Source organism: Streptococcus sp. HMSC067H01 (assembly GCF_001814775.1).
Classification (GTDB): domain Bacteria; phylum Bacillota; class Bacilli; order Lactobacillales; family Streptococcaceae; genus Streptococcus.
This window is the reverse complement of the sequence record NZ_KV817784.1, coordinates 68,154-81,655: the sequence shown is the minus strand read 5'-3', so window position 1 is coordinate 81,655 and position 13,502 is coordinate 68,154. Positions and strand designations below refer to the sequence as shown.

At 37.8% G+C, this 13,502-nt stretch carries 12 protein-coding genes; 5 read left to right on the top strand and 7 right to left on the bottom strand.

The features are described 5' to 3' along the window. The first annotated feature begins 75 nt into the window (after positions 1–75). Together HMPREF2987_RS04035 and HMPREF2987_RS04030 are read left to right on the top strand one after the other, a co-directional pair. The gene (locus HMPREF2987_RS04035) at positions 76–1,731 is read left to right on the top strand and encodes an Rqc2 family fibronectin-binding protein (RefSeq protein WP_075229442.1); all 1,656 of its coding nucleotides are present in this window, start codon (positions 76–78) and stop codon (positions 1,729–1,731) included. A gap of 59 nt (positions 1,732–1,790) precedes the next feature. Continuing rightward, positions 1,791–2,648 carry a YitT family protein gene (locus HMPREF2987_RS04030; RefSeq protein WP_075226903.1) on the top strand — a complete coding sequence of 286 codons (858 nt, stop codon included), beginning with the start codon at positions 1,791–1,793 and terminating at the stop codon, positions 2,646–2,648. Between the two features lie 244 nt (positions 2,649–2,892). Here the strand turns inward: HMPREF2987_RS04030 and nox are convergent, their stop codons facing one another. Continuing rightward, positions 2,893–4,272: a H2O-forming NADH oxidase gene (gene nox / locus HMPREF2987_RS04025; RefSeq protein ID WP_075229441.1), complete on the bottom strand. Its 1,380-nt coding sequence runs from the start codon at positions 4,270–4,272 to the stop codon at positions 2,893–2,895. Positions 4,273–4,590: 318 nt separating this feature from the next. Here nox and HMPREF2987_RS04020 point away from each other — a divergent pair, with 318 nt between their 5' ends. Genes HMPREF2987_RS04020 through HMPREF2987_RS04010 form a run of 3 tightly spaced genes read left to right on the top strand, consistent with a single transcriptional unit; the run spans position 4,591 to position 7,407 of the window. Beyond that, positions 4,591–5,511 carry an FAD:protein FMN transferase gene (locus tag HMPREF2987_RS04020; protein WP_075229440.1) on the top strand — a complete coding sequence of 307 codons (921 nt, stop codon included), beginning with the start codon at positions 4,591–4,593 and terminating at the stop codon, positions 5,509–5,511. Between the two features lie 33 nt (positions 5,512–5,544). Beyond that, complete coding sequence (locus tag HMPREF2987_RS04015; protein WP_075229439.1) at positions 5,545–6,150, top strand: NADPH-dependent FMN reductase; 606 nt, start codon at positions 5,545–5,547, stop codon at positions 6,148–6,150. Between the two features lie 18 nt (positions 6,151–6,168). Beyond that, positions 6,169–7,407: an NAD(P)H-dependent oxidoreductase gene (locus HMPREF2987_RS04010; protein ID WP_075229438.1), complete on the top strand. Its 1,239-nt coding sequence runs from the start codon at positions 6,169–6,171 to the stop codon at positions 7,405–7,407. Positions 7,408–7,499: 92 nt separating this feature from the next. Here HMPREF2987_RS04010 and HMPREF2987_RS04005 read toward each other — a convergent pair whose 3' ends face one another. The 6 genes from HMPREF2987_RS04005 to HMPREF2987_RS03980 form a co-directional block, all read right to left on the bottom strand. Continuing rightward, positions 7,500–7,757: a DUF896 family protein gene (locus tag HMPREF2987_RS04005; RefSeq protein ID WP_075229437.1), complete on the bottom strand. Its 258-nt coding sequence runs from the start codon at positions 7,755–7,757 to the stop codon at positions 7,500–7,502. 29 nt (positions 7,758–7,786) lie between these two features. Continuing rightward, positions 7,787–9,823 carry a glycine--tRNA ligase subunit beta gene (gene glyS, locus HMPREF2987_RS04000; RefSeq protein WP_075229436.1) on the bottom strand — a complete coding sequence of 679 codons (2,037 nt, stop codon included), beginning with the start codon at positions 9,821–9,823 and terminating at the stop codon, positions 7,787–7,789. 212 nt (positions 9,824–10,035) lie between these two features. Further along, entirely contained in the window at positions 10,036–10,953 is a 918-nt protein-coding gene (gene glyQ, locus HMPREF2987_RS03995) for a glycine--tRNA ligase subunit alpha (RefSeq protein WP_060955620.1), read from the bottom strand. 760 nt (positions 10,954–11,713) lie between these two features. Continuing rightward, a complete protein-coding gene (locus HMPREF2987_RS03990) occupies positions 11,714–12,136 on the bottom strand; it encodes a hypothetical protein (protein ID WP_075229435.1) in 423 nt (140 codons plus the stop codon). Between the two features lie 79 nt (positions 12,137–12,215). Beyond that, positions 12,216–12,662, bottom strand: a complete 447-nt coding sequence (locus tag HMPREF2987_RS03985) for a hypothetical protein (RefSeq protein ID WP_083312412.1) — start codon at positions 12,660–12,662, stop codon at positions 12,216–12,218. Positions 12,663–12,955: 293 nt separating this feature from the next. Continuing rightward, positions 12,956–13,372: an Imm70 family immunity protein gene (locus HMPREF2987_RS03980; protein WP_075229433.1), complete on the bottom strand. Its 417-nt coding sequence runs from the start codon at positions 13,370–13,372 to the stop codon at positions 12,956–12,958. Positions 13,373–13,502: the final 130 nt, after the last annotated feature.

Sequence of the window (13,502 nt, the reverse complement as noted above, 5' to 3'; positions counted from 1 at the left end):
ATTATATCACATTTCTATGATTTTATTCTACCTTTTTGATATAATACTATGGAATACATTCACGAGGAGAGAACCATGTCATTTGATGGATTTTTTTTACACCACATGGTTGAGGAATTGCGAACTGAGTTACTAAATGGGCGCATTCAAAAAATTAATCAACCCTTTGAACAAGAGTTAGTCTTGCAAATCCGTAGCAATCGTAAAAGTCATCGTTTGCTCCTTTCTGCCCATCCAGTTTTTGGGCGCATCCAGTTAACAGAGTCCACCTTTGAAAATCCTGCTCAGCCATCTACTTTTATTATGGTTTTAAGGAAGTATCTTCAAGGTGCTGTCATTGAATCTATCCAACAAATTGATAATGATCGTATCGTAGAAATCACAGTTTCTAACAAAAATGAAATTGGAGATCATATCCAGGCGACTCTTATCATTGAGATCATGGGAAAACATAGTAATATTCTCTTGGTAGACAAAACTGAGCAAAAAATCCTCGAAGTTATCAAACATATTGGTTTTTCTCAAAATAGCTACCGTACCTTATTACCAGGTGCTACTTATATTGCTCCTCCATGTACAGATGCTCTCAATCCTTTTACCATCAAGGATGAAAAATTGTTTGAAATTCTACAAACTCAAGAATTGACAGCTAAAAACCTTCAAAAGCTTTTTCAAGGTTTAGGTCGTGATACAGCAAACGAGTTAGAAAAACAACTGCTTAGTGATAAACTAGCCACTTTCCGAAGCTTTTTTAAGCAAGAAACCAAACCTTGCTTAACTGATAAATCCTTTTCTTGTGTACCTTTTTCTAGTAAAACAACGGAGTATTTTGACAACCTTTCTCAATTACTTGATGTCTATTACAAGGATAAGGCAGAGCGTGATCGAGTGAAACAACAGGCTAGCGAACTCATTCGCCGAGTTGAAAATGAGCTACAAAAAAATCGTCAAAAGCTTAAGAAGCAAGAAAAAGAACTCCTTGCTACCGAAAATGCTGAGGAATTCCGACAAAAAGGCGAGTTACTAACTACTTTTCTTCATCAAGTTCCAAATGACCAAGATCAGGTCATTTTGGACAATTACTACACCAATCAACCTATCACGATTGCACTTGATAAAGCTTTAACACCAAACCAAAATGCTCAACGTTACTTCAAGCGTTATCAGAAATTAAAAGAAGCTGTTAAATACCTGACTGAACTAATCGAAGAAACCAAGGCTACTATTCGTTACCTAGAAAGCGTAGAGACAGTTCTCAACCAGGCTGGACTAGATGAAATTGCTGAAATTCGTGAGGAATTGATTCAAACAGGATTTATCCGCAGAAGACAACGCGAGAAAATCCAGAAACGACAAAAACCTGAAAAATATCTTGCAAGCGACGGAAAAACCATTATCCTAGTTGGTCGTAACAACCTTCAAAATGACGAGTTAACCTTTAAAATGGCTCGTAAAGAAGAACTCTGGTTCCATGCTAAGGACATCCCTGGAAGTCACGTTGTTATCACTGCCAATCTCAATCCTACTGACGAAGTTAAGACAGATGCGGCAGAGCTAGCTGCCTACTTTTCAAAAGGCCGTCTCTCCAACCTCGTTCAGGTAGATATGATTGAGGTCAAAAAACTCAATAAGCCCACAGGTGGTAAACCAGGATTTGTGACTTATACTGGACAAAAGACTCTCCGTGTCACACCCGACCCTGAGAAAATTCAATCCATGAAAGTAAAATAAGGACTTTTAACCTGAAGGCTGTCAACATTTTAGATTTTTAAAAAAAGGAGGTAAGCTCAATGCTACGGCATATCAAGTCTATTTTAACCATTATATTCGGAGCTGCCATCTATGCCTTCGGACTCACGTATTTCGTTGTGCCCCACCACTTATTCGAGGGGGGAGCAACTGGGATCACCTTGATTACCTATTATCTCTTTAACATTCCCATCTCTTTGATGAACCTGTTAATCAATATCCCGCTCTTTATTCTAGCCTGGAAAATATTTGGTTCAAAGACTCTGTACACAAGTTTGCTCGGAACCATTTCCTTATCCATTTGGTTAGCAATCTTTGAAAAGATTCCTCTCCACTTTAATCTTGAAGGAGATTTGGTTATCGTTGCCTTGGTTGCGGGTGTTCTTTTGGGACTTGGTCTAGGTGTTATCTTCAATGCTGGTGGTACCACTGGTGGAACAGATATCGTCGCTCGAATTCTCAACAAGTACACCAATATCTCCGTTGGAAAATTACTCTTTGCACTAGACTTCCTTATCCTAATGCTCATTTTAATTATCTTCCAAGATCTTCGTCTCGTAACCTATACACTTTTATTTGACTTCATCGTCTCTAGAGTTATCGACTTGATTGGTGAAGGTGGATATGCTGGTAAAGGATTTATGATCATCACCCAAAAGCCTATGGAGTTAGCTGATAAAATCAATGAAGAGCTCGGTAGAGGTGTCACCTTCATTTCTGGGCAAGGCTACTACAGTCAAAAAGATTTGAAAATTATTTACTGTATTGTAGCAAGAAATGAAATGATTAAGATGAAAGAAATGATACATACCGTGGATCCGATGGCCTTTATTACCATCACTGAAGCACACGAAATTTTAGGAGAAGGGTTCACCTTCGTAAAAGAAGAAACTTCATAACATCTAGATATCAAAAAAGAGGCTGGGACAAAAGTCCTAGCCTCTCAATTGTCTTTGGATTGTCGAGCAAGACGCAGTGGTTGAGTGGTCTCTACTACGCTGATTTCATCAGCTTTTACAGCCCTACTCAACTGTGCGGAGGTGGGACGACGAAATCGAATTCTAACGAATTACCGATTTCTGTCCCACTCTCATTTTTTTGATGATAAAAACGGAAGAATTAAATCTTCCGTTTCACAAATCATTATTTTTCAGCTGTCAATGCTGCCATAGTGATGTAGTTGTATGGTTTATTGAAGTGTGGTAAGAAGAATAGGTCTGTCAAGGCCAATTTTTCAATTGTAACGTGTTCTTGGATAGCAAGTGAGAACATGTGGATTCCCATAGCGATTCCAGGATCACGTGATACCATTTGAGCACCAAGGATTTCACGGCTATCTTTGTCGAAGACAATCTTGATAGCTACTTCATGGTTGTCATGTTTCATAAATTCTGGTTTTTGAAGATCGTTAAAGCCAGTTTCAGTTGCATTGTAGCCTGCTGCTTTTGCTTTTTCAAGAGTCAAACCAGTTGAAACCATGTGAAGACCGTAGATAGAGATACCGTTTGATCCTTGAACACCGATTCCTTCAAGTTCATGTCCACAAGCGTTGTAAGCACCTACGATACCAGTACGAACTGCGTTTGATGCAAGAGCGATGTAGCTAGTGTCTTTACGAGCGTTATCATAAACAGTCGCACAGTCACCCACAGCAAATACACCTGGGATAGATGTTTCTTGTTTTTTGTTAACAAGGAAAGCACCGTTGCGGAAGAGTTCAATCTTACCATCAGCAAGAGCTGTGTTAGGACGGAAACCAACTGCAAGGATAACCATATCAACGTCAAAGCTTTCTTTGTCAGTGATCAAGCGTTCAACTTTACCATCACCTTCGATAGCTTTTACAGTTTGACCAAGTGCCAAGCGGATGTTGTTGTCTTCCAAGTTTTTAGCCATCAATTGAGTGAAGTCTTTGTCGTAGTATCCGTTCAAGACTGTATCTACGATATCAACAAGAACAACTTCTTTTCCAAGACGTTCGAATGCTTCAGCAAGCTCAACACCGATGTATCCACCACCAACAACAGCGATACGGTTAAGATTTTGGCTCTTATCTGCAAGTTTGTTGATAACTTCTTCAGCGTTTTGATACAATTTAACGAATTGTACATTTTCAAGAGTAGCTTTGAACTCACGGTTACCTTTAACAATTTCAACACCTTCAATTGGTGGCAAGATTGGTGTAGAACCAGTTGCAAAGATCAATTTTTCGTATGATTCTTTGTGTTCTTTTCCGTCAACTTCTGCAGTGACAACTTTGTTGTCATAGTCGATTGAAAGAACTGGAGAGTTCATGTAAACTTTAGCGCCTTTTGCTTCCAATTTTTCTTTGTCAGAGTAGAACAATCCTTCAGCGCCGTCGATTTGTTCACCAATCCAAAGAGCCATTCCACATCCAAGGAATGAAATGTTTGAGTTTTGGTCAAATACAACGATTTCGTTTTCGTTGCCAAAGTTGTCCAACATAGTGTTGATACATGCAGTTCCAGCGTGGTTAGCACCCACGACTACGATTTTACTCATTAGATAATTCCTACCTTTTAATTTTTATTTACCCCTCTAGTATATCATTATCTGTGAGCGTTTACAAGCTTTTTACTTATTTTCCCTTATTTTTGAAAAGATTGAAAACATATATCATCTTATTTTCAGCGTTTTCAAATTTTATTTTAAGGGAATTTAGTTTATTTGAGCATATTTCTTGACTTTTTTTAAAAAATAAATTGTGAAAACGCTGACTTTATGATATTCTATTTACATGGGGATAAAATATAAATCTTTACATCACTTTCATGATAGGATTTACAACTATTTCCAATTGACTTGAAAGGAGTTGGTTTTTTGCCTCTTAGTTCATCTTCTGAACGACTAATGGGAACTACGATTACCATTTCCTTAGTACACGAGCAGGCTGATAGTCTGCTCAGTCAAGCTTTTGATTTGCTAAAGGAGCTTGAATTTCGCTTCAACGCCAATAGTTCTGAATCGGAATTGATGGAAATCAACCATCAGGCTGGAATAGCTCCAGTCAAGGTTCACCCTGATTTATTTGAACTGATTTCATTAGGTTTAGACCATAGTCTAGCACCTGGAAGTCATCTCAATATCAGTATCGGTCCCTTGGTTCAAACCTGGCGTATTGGTTTTTCCGATGCGAAAGTTGCTAGTCCTGAAGAAATTGCTTCCGTTTTACCATTGATAGACCCTCGCTTGATCAAACTCGATTCAATGAATTCAACTGTGTTCCTTGAAAAAAAGGGAATGAAAATTGATTTGGGGTGTTTAGCAAAAGGTTATAGCGCAGATAAGGTTGCAACTTTTCTCAAAGAAAAGGGTGTCACTTCTGCTCTTATCAATCTCGGAGGAAACATCCTCACCATTGGAAACAACCAAGCAAAAAATGGTCAACCTTGGCAAATCGGTATTCAAGACCCTAATCATCCACGTGGTAATCACCTGATGACCTTATCTATTACTGGAAAATCAGTTGTTACATCAGGAATCTATGAAAGGCATCTTGAAATCAATGGTAAGGACTATCACCACATTTTCGACAGCGAAACTGGCTATCCTATTGAAACGGATTTAGCAAGTTTGACCATTATATCAAATCGATCTGTCGACGGCGAGATATGGACTACACGATTGTTTGGTAAACGTAGCGCATCAATCATGTGGCAAGTCGAAAATATTGATGGTATCGAAGCCATCCTCATTGACAAAGATGGACGCATCGCTTGTTCATCTGGAATCCAACGGTAATTAATTAATAATGCAAAAGAGAAAGGAAAGCCCATGCTTAAACTTATTGCTATTGTAGGAACTAACTCTAAACGTTCCACAAACCGCCAACTGCTTCAATATATGCAAAAACACTTTGCTGATAAAGCAGAAATCGAATTGGTCGAAATTAAAGATCTTCCAGTTTTCAACAAACCAGCCGACAAACAAATCCCGGCTGAGGCTATGGAAATCGTAGCTAAAATCGAAGCAGCTGATGGTGTTATTATCGGTACTCCAGAATACGACCACTCAATTCCAGCTGTACTTATGAGCGCCCTTGCTTGGATTTCTTACGGAGTATTCCCACTTTTGAATAAACCAGTCATGATCACAGGTGCTTCATATGGTACACTCGGTTCATCACGTGCTCAATTGCAACTTCGTCAAATTTTGAATGCTCCTGAGATTAAAGCGACAGTTCTACCTGACGAATTCTTGCTTTCTCATTCTCTTCAAGCATTTGATAAGAATGGTGACTTGGTAGATCTTGATGTTATTAATAAATTAGATGCCATCTTTGATGACTTCCGTATTTTTGTCAAGATTACTGAAAAATTGCGTAGCGCGCAAGAATTGCTTCGCAAAGATGCAGAAGAATTTGACTGGGAAAACTTGTAAGATAGGAGACAAAATAGAATGAAATTTGTTGGACTTGTTGGATCAAACTACGATCAATCATATAACCGCAAACTCTTGGAATTCATCCGTCGTAACTTCAAACTAAAATTTGAATTAGAAGTTCTTGAAATTGATGAAGTTCCAATGTTTAACCAAGACGAAAAATGGGATGAAAGCTTCCAATTACGTCTTCTTTACAACAAAATCACTCGTGCTGATGGTGTCATTATTGCTACTCCAGAGCACAACCACACTATTTCTGCTTCACTTAAGTCAGTCCTTGAATGGCTTTCATACGAAGTTCATCCATTCGAAAACAAACCAGTTATGATTGTGGGTGCTTCATACTACGATCAAGGAACTTCACGTGCTCAAGTTCACCTTCGTAAAATTCTTGATGCACCAGGAGTAAATGCCTACACATTACCAGGTAATGAATTCCTTCTTGGAAAAGCCAAAGAAGCTTTTGATGCAAACGGAAATATTATTAACGAAGGAACTGTTAAATTCCTTGAAACTTGCTTAGATAACTTTGTCAAATACGTGGGAGTCGTTTCTAAATTGAAAAAACCAAAACCAATTGAACCAGAAGACTTGGATTGTGGAAAACCAATCGCTACAACTATTACAGAAGTTGACCCTGATGATCCAGAATGGGTAGAAAAAGTTGCAGAAATTACAGGTGCTGTATCTGGGGATACATACGTTAAACTTGACCATGGTATCCTTACAGTTAACCAAATTGATATGTTCTTGAAAGCTATGCCATTTGAATTGACATATGCTGACGATAACAACCAATTCCTCTACTACAACAATGCTCACCAAGATCCTGATACAATGTTTGCAAAACGTGTACCATCTCAATCTGGTAGCCGTATGTCAACAGTTCATGGATCACTTCCACCTGCACGTATGAAAAACGTTGAGTGGGTTATTGGAACTCTTAGAAACGGTAACCAAGAATACGTACGTACAATTGTTCCAGGTTCACCTGCTGGTGTTATCAACACTCACAACTACCAAGCAATGTACTATCCTGATGGTTCATATGCTGGTATCAATGAAATTGTTTTTAACTTCCAACCATGGCTTGACTGGTACTTGAAAGAAACAGGTCAACGTTTGGTAGGTGGTAGCGGACCTTTTGCTCCTGCCGCTGGAGGTCACGGAGATGCCGATGCTACTTCTGGGGCTTCTGACTCAGCTGACGGAGGCCATGGAGATGCGGATGCTACTTCTGGGGCAAGTAACTAAAATCTAATACTAAAGGAACCTCTCTTGGTTCCTTTTTTTTTAAAACAAATACTCGGTTAGCATAAGCTAACCGAGTATTTAATTTTTTCAACTTATGAATTTGGATCGTCAAGACTACGACCATGCAAACCCTTTTCACGTTGTACCTGACGAAGTTTTTCTGGTGTTACATCATTACCATCCTCGTCTACCATCTTAATTCCTTCAATGTGATGACGAACTGAACGACGATAGCCTTCGATATATTCCTCACGAAGTTTAGCTTGTTCTACTTTTTCTTCTGCAGTCAAGCCTTCTGTTTTTTTCTTTTTAGCAAGTTCATTAATACGAGCGATTTTTTCTGGTGTCATATTTGGATCTCCAATCTACTTTTCAATTACTATTTTGTATTAAGAAGGTTAAAAGCAGCCACTGTTTTTGCTTTATTGACAAGTTCAGCTAGAATAGCCAAACGATTATTCTTAACATCAATATCCTCTGCCATAACCATGGTATTGTCAAAGAATGCATCAATAACTGGACTAAGAGCAAATAGTTGTATTAATTTATCGCTTGCTGAACCTTTCAATTTTAGGTTTTCTACCGCTTGAGCTAGTTCATTTTCCTGTTCATTTTCAAAGAGACTTGCATCAACTTTGACTGAACCTTCTGCCTTTTCTGCTAGGTTAAAGGCACGAGATAATGACTCAACTGATGATTTGTAATCTTCAGATTTCGCTGCTTCTGAAAGAGCTTCTGCTACTTCAATCATATCAGAGACAACAAAGTTTGAACTTGCTAGAACAGCCTCTTTAATATCTTTTGCAGTAGAACCCATCATCTTATCAACACGAGCTTTGATGAAGTTAAGCACTTCTTCTTGGTTATCGTAAGTTAAACTATCAAATGATAAAGCATAAAGACTCGCAATCAACTCGTCCATTGGAATATTCCATCCAAAGTCCTCTAAGATTCGAACAATCCCTTGTGTTGCACGACGAAGGGCATAAGGGTCGTTTGAACCAGATGGAATCAAACCAACAGAGAAGAAAGATAAGAGAGTATCTAATTTATCGGCTAATGCAAGTATTGCTCCAACTTTAGATTCAGGAAGAGCACCGTCTGCTGAATCAGGAAGATAGTGCTCACGAATAGCTTGTGCCACTGCTGCGTTCTCACCAGCGAGAAGAGCATATTTCTCACCCATGATCCCTTGAAGTTCATCAAATTCACCAACCATACCAGTCAAGAGGTCAAACTTATAAATAGCTGCAGCACGAGCAAGATCAATAGTTTCATCAACTGATAAACCTGCTTTTTCTGCCAAAAGGATAGCAATTTGTCCAGTACGAATCATGTGTTCACGTAATGAACCAATCTTTTCATGGAAGGTTACATGTGATAATTTAGCTACAAGATCTTCAATCTTCAATTTTTGGTCTTCACGCCAGAAAAATTCACCATCTTCAAGACGCGCAACTAAGACTTTCTCATTTCCTCGGACGACATTATCCAAATACTCTGCATTTCCGTTACGAACAGAAATAAAGTTTGGTTTTAGATTTCCATCAAGGTCACGAACTACAAAGTAGCGTTGATGAGTCTCCATTGAAGTGACCAAAACTTCTTCTGGAACCTCTAGGTACTTAGGATCAAAATTCCCCATGAAGGCAGTTGGGTATTCAACCAAATTCAGAACTTCATTCAAGAGTCCTTCATCAATTTGTACCTGAACACCTTCTTCAGCTTCAATAGCCTTAATTTGCTCACGAATCATATTTTCGCGTTCAGTGCTATCAGCAATAACATAAACTTTGCGCAGGTCTTCTTCATAGCTGTCAGCATGCTGAATTTCTACTTCGTGACCAAGGAAACGATGTCCACGGCTAACTCTTCCTGAATGAATATCTAAGAAATCCATATCGAGTGCCACATCATTCAAAAGAACTATCAATGTATGGACTGGACGGATATATTCAAAGGTATTGTTTGCCCAGTGCATACTTACTGGGAAGCTTAAACTAGCCAAAACTTCTGGAATTCCAGCCAAAACTTCTTCAGCTGGTTTTCCAGCTTCATGCTTAGTTACGTAGACATATTCTTCACCTTTGATTTCACGAAATTCGATATCATCTACAGTCAAGCCTTTACCACGGACAAAGCCTTGCGCTGCTTTAGAGAAATTTCCTTCCGCATCCAAAGCAATTTTTTTAGAAGGTCCTTTAAAATCTTCAGTCAAATCCGTTTGTTGGTCTGCCAAACCAAGTACGCGAACAGCCAAACGACGTGGAGTTGAGAAGGTTTGAATCCCTTCATATGAAAGGCGGTTGTCATCCAAGAAGGCTGCCATTTTTTCACCTAGTTGTTTTTCACTTGGTGTGACAACGTAGGCAGGTAACTCTTCGAGTCCTAGTTCTACTAATAAGTTTTTTGTCATGTTTTTTCCTTTACAAAATTAATTTTCTTCAACAAGACATTTAGTAGTGGGGGACGCAAGCAAACCTTCGGTTTCATTGCTAACTGCCAAGCCTTAAGTCTCGTCAGTTCCCCAGTCGGATAAGAAACTTCTTATCCGACTTTCACTACAGCGATCTTGTTTTATTTAGCGACCTACGGTCGACTTTCAGTCATTTATTCCTGTAATTCTGTCTATTCTTCCTCTTCTGCTAGAAGTTTTGCGCGTGTAGCTTCGTCAAGAAGTGGGTATCCAAGTTTCTTGCGTTCAGCTACGAATGTTTTAGCTACGACACGGGCTAAGTTACGGATACGAGCGATATAACCAGCACGTTCTGTAACTGAGACTGCTCCACGAGCATCAAGCAAGTTGAAGGTATGTGAACATTTCAAAACGTAGTCGTAGGCTGGATGTACAAGACCTAGTTCTAATGCACGTCCAGCTTCTTTTTCAAATTTTTCGAAGTTTTCAAGAAGCATGTCTTGATCTGAAACTTCAAAGCTGTATTTTGAATGCTCGTATTCAGGTTGAAGGAAAATTTCTCCGTATTTAACACCAGGAGCCCACTCAATATCGTACACTGAGTCTACTTCTTGAATATAAGATGCCAAACGTTCCAAACCATAAGTGACCTCAGCGGTAACAGGGCCAGTTGCTAAGCCACCGACTTGCTGGAAATAAGTGAATTGAGTGATTTCCATACCGTCAAGCCAAACTTCCCATCCAAGACCAGCTGAACCAGTTGATGGGTTTTCCCAGTTATCTTCAACGAAACGAATATCGTGTTCCAAAGGATTGATTCCCAATTTCTCCAAAGACTCAAGGTAAAGCTCCTGGATATTTGCTGGAGAAGGTTTCATAACCACTTGGAATTGGTGGTGTTGGTAGAGACGGTTTGGATTTTCCCCGTAACGACCGTCCGCTGGACGACGAGAAGGCTCAACATAAGCTGCGTTCCATGGTTCAGGACCAATGGCACGAAGGAAAGTGTAAGGACTCATGGTTCCTGCACCTTTTTCATTATCATAAGCCTGCATAAGCATACAACCCTGATCATTCCAGTATTGTTGCAAAGTCAAAATAATCTCTTGGAAGGTTAGTTTTTTAGACATTATTAACTCCTTTTTTATCTAATTTCTTGCGACCTAGAATACAAAAAAAACCGTGTCTTTGCTCCTAAGTCAAGTGACCTAGGGGCGTCAGAAACGCGGTTCCACCCTAATTTATTACTTCATTATTTATAAAAAATATACCAAAAGCGCCACACTTATCTCTCAATCACCTGACTCTCACTATCTCAGGCTCGCTTAGGATCTACCGATAAGATATTCTTTCTTGTCGTCTATTATAACAAAAAGGAATGAAAAAGTAAAATTATTTTATCACTACTACTATATTTCTCTCAGGATTAAATCTTACTGATCTTTCCAATTCTTTAGAATATTATAAATATCATTCACCGATGGTATTCCTAAAACTAACAGTACAAACCGTAATGACACAAAACAAACAATTGCTATAAGAAGAGTTGATAAAAATACACAATGATAATTTATAAACGAAATGGTCTTCTACTTTCTGGAAGCAATTCTAAATGCTTCTTCGTTATTATGGAAAAATTTCTCTTTCTTACGACTGAAAAATTACTTACAGAATAGACAACAATCGGATATCCATCTTTTGCTATCGTTTTTTTCAATAACATAATTTCTTCATACCTTGTACCTAGATGATACCCCCATCTTCTTGAACGATTTCAATTCTATCTATCCAGTTCTCGTCATATGTCGATTTTGACTGAAGGACCAGTCTTAATGATTTCTGCAAAAAGTTTTTAACTTAGAGTTTTTCTAGTTTAAACATTTAGCAAAACTAAACTTTCCAAAAGAAGTTCTGTTCACTCACCAAAACTTTAGAGACTTGAATATCTTGGCATACAATCTCAATTAACATACTTGATAAAGTAATTGTAGCTTGTATCATATTATTTTTCGCTTCAATAAGTCTAATGTCATGTACAGTGTGAGACATGAGATTTTCAAAAGGAATATCTTTCATATTGAAATTTCTTGTACCAGTCTCACTTTCCCAACATCTCCAACCAGCATCCGTCTCATAGTTAACCTTAAAACAACGGTAGAAAATTATCTCCCAGCAATACTGATCCGATTGTCCATTTTCAACTTCAATATAGAGTCTACATTCATCTCCAAAAAATGAAGCTCTAAAGTCTAATGCATAGGCGTCCCAGTAGTTCGTACCCTCAATCTCTTCCTCTAGTTTTAAAATATCCACTAGTCCCTCCCCTTCAATTTTTTTAATTAAAATCTAATAAAAAAATGTATACATTTATAGAATAAACGAGAAACGCTTGCTAAATCATTACATTTCTAGTTTGTTCATCGTGTAATGTTACTGCCCTTTTATAGTCTTTTGAAAAAATTCTAGGTAAATGATTTCTAAAATGCTTCAGATTTTCTAATTGAGTTTTGACATAGAATTGACATCGATGGAGCCCCTCGTCATTATCTGCCACTTCCATATCCACTTCAATATTTAACTCTTCTTTTTCATTAATAGGTGCAAAAGTGAAAACAAAATAACCACTTCCACCAACCCTATCATCTCCAAAAATGATCTTTCTTGCTAGATTAGGATTTTCTATATAGTCATCCATGGTCAGTAATACCTTCGTCATCTCATCCTCAAAGAGATAGCATACTTGATAAATTGTTAGAAACTTTGTTTCACAAGTAAGCCTAACTTCACAAAAATTTTCCGATTCATCGAACCACTCACTTCGTAGTACTATATTATCCAATTTCTTCCCTCCTCTACACAATGACATATAACACACCACTCTATATTATAAAATTTAACAATAAAAATATGACCATAGATAGGTGATTCAGCGTTTAGCATTTAAACAAATGGTTTCCATGATAGTTTAATAAGTCAGATTTTATTTACGGCTGTATTCAAAATGATGACATTTCAAAAATCTCCAAAATCAGTTTATTTTTTACACCTTAGAGTTATATGAAATAATAAAAATCGGTGTTTCAATAATTTTAATGGTTCATTGGATTTTAATAATTTTTAGAAAATCCTTCTTCAGATACTTTTTACAACCACGTTTTGACTTTTCTCGAGTGCAAATCTAAAACAAGTTAACATGACTTCAAATAAATCACTGCCTGAACTAGTTATGAAATATTGAGATAAATTTGTGATATGGGAAGCAATATGATTACCCCAAGGAGGAGTGACTGACAAATCTTCAAAATCCCATATGATGTCGTGAGGTGGAAATTTTTTCAACTCTTCTTGAATAGATAACAACTCTGCTATTCCACTATCAATATCTTCCAAAGGAATATCGCCAAAATAAAGTTTATTCATGATAACGGGGTACTTACTTCCCCAGTCATTATTCTCTAACAGAACATAAATAGTCGAAAAGAATGAATTAAAAAAGCTCCCTTCTCCTACTGTCCACCAATTATAACCTACCATTAAGCCTACAGACATAAAATCCACCTCCAAATTATTCTTAAATATTAATTCTACATCAACAGATGTCCTATTGTTGTTAATAAAATCATCTGTCTACTGAAGATTAGCAAATGCTATCCCTTTTTTCTATCTATTATGCACTATC

Coding starts and splice junctions, on each gene's coding strand:
- HMPREF2987_RS04035 (WP_075229442.1), top strand. CDS start 76: ATGTCATTTGATGGATTTTTTTTACACCACATGGTTGAGGAATTGCGA.
- glyS (WP_075229436.1), bottom strand. CDS start 9,823: ATGACAAAAAACTTATTAGTAGAACTAGGACTCGAAGAGTTACCTGCC.
- HMPREF2987_RS04010 (WP_075229438.1), top strand. CDS start 6,169: ATGAAATTTGTTGGACTTGTTGGATCAAACTACGATCAATCATATAAC.
- HMPREF2987_RS04030 (WP_075226903.1), top strand. CDS start 1,791: ATGCTACGGCATATCAAGTCTATTTTAACCATTATATTCGGAGCTGCC.
- HMPREF2987_RS03980 (WP_075229433.1), bottom strand. CDS start 13,372: ATGTCTGTAGGCTTAATGGTAGGTTATAATTGGTGGACAGTAGGAGAA.
- nox (WP_075229441.1), bottom strand. CDS start 4,272: ATGAGTAAAATCGTAGTCGTGGGTGCTAACCACGCTGGAACTGCATGT.
- HMPREF2987_RS04015 (WP_075229439.1), top strand. CDS start 5,545: ATGCTTAAACTTATTGCTATTGTAGGAACTAACTCTAAACGTTCCACA.
- glyQ (WP_060955620.1), bottom strand. CDS start 10,953: ATGTCTAAAAAACTAACCTTCCAAGAGATTATTTTGACTTTGCAACAA.
- HMPREF2987_RS04005 (WP_075229437.1), bottom strand. CDS start 7,757: ATGACACCAGAAAAAATCGCTCGTATTAATGAACTTGCTAAAAAGAAA.